The organism is Microbispora hainanensis, assembly GCF_006874475.1.
Lineage (GTDB): Bacteria > Actinomycetota > Actinomycetes > Streptosporangiales > Streptosporangiaceae > Microbispora > Microbispora hainanensis.
In genome coordinates this window covers 1-293 of record NZ_VIRM01000230.1, presented here as the reverse complement: position 1 = coordinate 293, position 293 = coordinate 1, and the positions used below count along the sequence as shown (strand labels likewise).

The 293-nt window shown below is 73.4% G+C and carries 1 protein-coding gene; it reads left to right on the top strand.

The features are described 5' to 3' along the window. Positions 1-34: 34 nt before the first annotated feature. Positions 35-293: hypothetical protein (locus FLX08_RS41780; RefSeq protein WP_208762004.1), on the top strand; the 259-nt coding region annotated here is incomplete at its 3' end.

Genomic DNA, 293 nt, shown 5'->3' with positions numbered 1-293 from the left:
GCATGCCGGTGACGATGCGGCGTGCGTGGGCGGCGTGGACCATACCCCAGCCAGGCAGGTGGGCCGGATGTTCATCGTGCCCGAGCAACGTGGTCAGCTCTACCCGTATCTCCGGCACCGACCACGCCAACCCGGCGACAGGCCCCTCACCAAGACGGCCCCACGACCGCCGCAGCTCCCCGCACCCATCCCCACACTCCGGCTCCGGCTCCGGCTCGCCCCTCCGCCCGTGCTCATGCTCGTGCGCGTGCCCGTCCTCCGGCTCGGGTGCGGTGCCCTGGTCGTGCCCGCGC